This is a genomic window from Halalkalibaculum sp. DA384 (assembly GCF_043951955.1).
Lineage (GTDB): Bacteria > Bacteroidota > Rhodothermia > Balneolales > Balneolaceae > JAMQKA01.
The window spans coordinates 1-2,502 of sequence record NZ_JBINJE010000076.1 but is presented as its reverse complement, the minus strand read 5'-3'; the positions used below and the strand labels follow the sequence as shown (position 1 = coordinate 2,502).

2 protein-coding genes and 1 pseudogene are annotated in these 2,502 nt (G+C 44.6%); all 3 read left to right on the top strand.

The annotated features are described in order from the left end of the window. On the top strand, positions 1 to 345 hold a 345-nt coding region (locus ACG2E4_RS18230; RefSeq protein WP_395277481.1), incomplete at its 5' end, for an IS982 family transposase. Positions 346 to 861: 516 nt separating this feature from the next. Then, positions 862 to 1,539: a ThuA domain-containing protein gene (locus ACG2E4_RS18225; RefSeq protein WP_395277480.1), complete on the top strand. Its 678-nt coding sequence runs from the start codon at positions 862 to 864 to the stop codon at positions 1,537 to 1,539. A 376-nt stretch (positions 1,540 to 1,915) separates the two neighbouring features. Then, positions 1,916 to 2,502, top strand: a pseudogene (locus tag ACG2E4_RS18220) (hypothetical protein); the annotation flags it as partial.

Genomic DNA, 2,502 nt, shown 5'->3' with positions numbered 1-2,502 from the left:
CCGTGCACCGGCATCAGCTTTATCGATTCGACCCCGCTTCGCGTGTGTGACAACCGACGTATTCACAGCCACAAAGTGTTCCAGGGATTAGCCACTCGCGGGCACTGCTCGATCGGCTGGTTTTATGGATTTAAGTTGCATCTGGTTACCAGTGACACCGGTCATGTGGTTGATGTTATGCTCACCCCTGGCAATACCGACGATCGACAACCCCTGAAAATGAAGGGCTTTACCCGTAAACTGTTTGGCAAACTCTTCGGCGACAAAGGGTACCTGTCAAAAGCCTTGTTTGAGCAGCTGTTTTTCCAAGGCATACATCTGGTTGCCAAGCTCCGGAAAATATGAAAACCAAGCTGGCGACCCCGATGGCCGAGGCCATTCTCCTGCGTAAACGAGCCATCCGCTGGCCATTATCGATCAGCTTAAATACATCTTCCAGTTCGAGTATTCCCGGCATCGGAGCCCGAAAAACTTCCTGATCAATCTGTTTTCGGCTCTTATTGCTTACAACTTCACCGAGAAAGGCTCAGCTTGAAGCAAACCTATGTCGATACCGGGCAATTGTTGGTATTTTAATAGATCTTTATGTCGGACTCACATGGTATTGAGTAATATGTACATAAATCAAGTAGACATGGGAAAATGTTTTAACTGAAGGCATTATTTATTTAAAATAATTTTATGTTAGGGTAATTATGTACTTAATTTAATTTCTTAATCCACAAAAAGATGATTACAAATCTATTTACCAAGTCGAGTCGTTTTTTTTATTCCTTATTATTGATAGTACTTACCATAGTCTTCTTTAATTTTGGTACGGATGAAACGAGGAGTGAAAATAATACGTCCGATCAACAAAATATGGCAAGTAAAGAATATTCTGACCCCAGCAGTGTGTTAATAGTAGGGGGAGGTTCCGCGCACGATTTTGATCGCTGGTTCAATCTTGAGGATTCCAAAACGATTTCAGAGACGGGTGCTTTGGTACGATATACCGATCAGCCTGAGAACATATCGGCCGTACTTTCACAGATCGATATCCTCTATTTGAGTACCAATCAGCCGATGCCCGCCACCGGGGAGTTCAGAAACTCGATATTTGATTTTGTTGAATCTGGTAATGGCCTGCTGTTGGTGCACGCTGCCACGTGGTATAACTGGGAAGACTGGCCGGAATACAATAGGGAGCTCGTCGGGGGCGGAACCAGGAGCCATGAGCCGTTTGGTGAATTCCAGGTTCAGGTAACGGATACTGGTCATCCAATCATGGAATCCGTACCAAGCACCTTCAGTATTATTGACGAGCTCTATCATTTTGAACCGAATGAATCGGGCAAAGAAATAGATGTACTGGCCAAAGGAATAGTCCCTGACAGCGGGAAGGAGTATCCGATAGCATGGACACTCACACATGGAAAAGGCAGGATTGTTGGTTTGACCCTGGGTCATGACGGGAAGGCACATTACCACCACGCTTACCGAACCATACTTAAGAATAGTATAGAGTGGCTCAACAACAACGAACATTCAATTGATTAAGCAAAAAGTGAATTTTTGTATCTGGTCCTCTGAAATTTGTTGAAATTTTTGCATAATGACCGCTAACTCATCGACCCCAATTGATCGCAGCCGCTTGTTCTGGGGCATATGTATCGCCCTGCTGCCAATTACCCTGCCGATTGTTTTCGTCAGGAATACTTTGGCTTTATCATGGCGGCCGTATTCTTAATAGTGTACCTGAACGACAAAAAGAAAGGCGGATACAAAGCCGAAAGGCTCGAGAAGCAGGCCACAGAAAATTAACACCAAAGGCGATTTGTAACCCTGTAGGTTTCTGAGGATTCTTTTAGAAATCTATTATAACGCGTTTAGGGGTTAAGTTTTTAACAATTTTAAAATAAAAAAGGCCATGCACGTGCTTGATATTAAATATCTTAGGAGTGTTAATCTTCACAAAAACACCCTGCTCATGCATGACCTTAAAACCAATTTCGACAAAATTTTACCCATCGTCAAAGAAACCTTGGCCGATTTTCTTAATTCGGATCTGAATGTGCAATTTTATCCGAATAAGCCTCCTATGGCTGATGCTCATATTATGAGCTTGGCCCTGTTGCAAGAGGCCTTAGGCATTGATAGTGAACATTGGTTTTGGAGTAAACTCCAAGCTGACTATACCCATGCGTTCCCCCATCTGCCTCATCTGAGCTGCTATAACCGTCGTCGCAGGCGACTGGCCGGTTGGATCGAAAAATTGGCTAAGTTGTGGGGACGCCAAATATGCCCCTATGAAGATACCTACTTGGTGGACAGCATACCCATACCTGTGGCACATATTGCCCGTGAGCACTCCACAGCAGTATGTCGCGAGCATTTCCACAGCGCCCCAGACAAAGGCTACAGTGCCATCACCGACCAGTATTATATCGGCTACAAGCTGCATTTGGTAGTGAGTTTGGACGGGGTCTATCAGAGCATGGATCTGACCAAAGCCAGTGTCCA

Coding starts and splice junctions, on each gene's coding strand:
- ACG2E4_RS18225 (WP_395277480.1), top strand. CDS start 862: ATGGCAAGTAAAGAATATTCTGACCCCAGCAGTGTGTTAATAGTAGGG.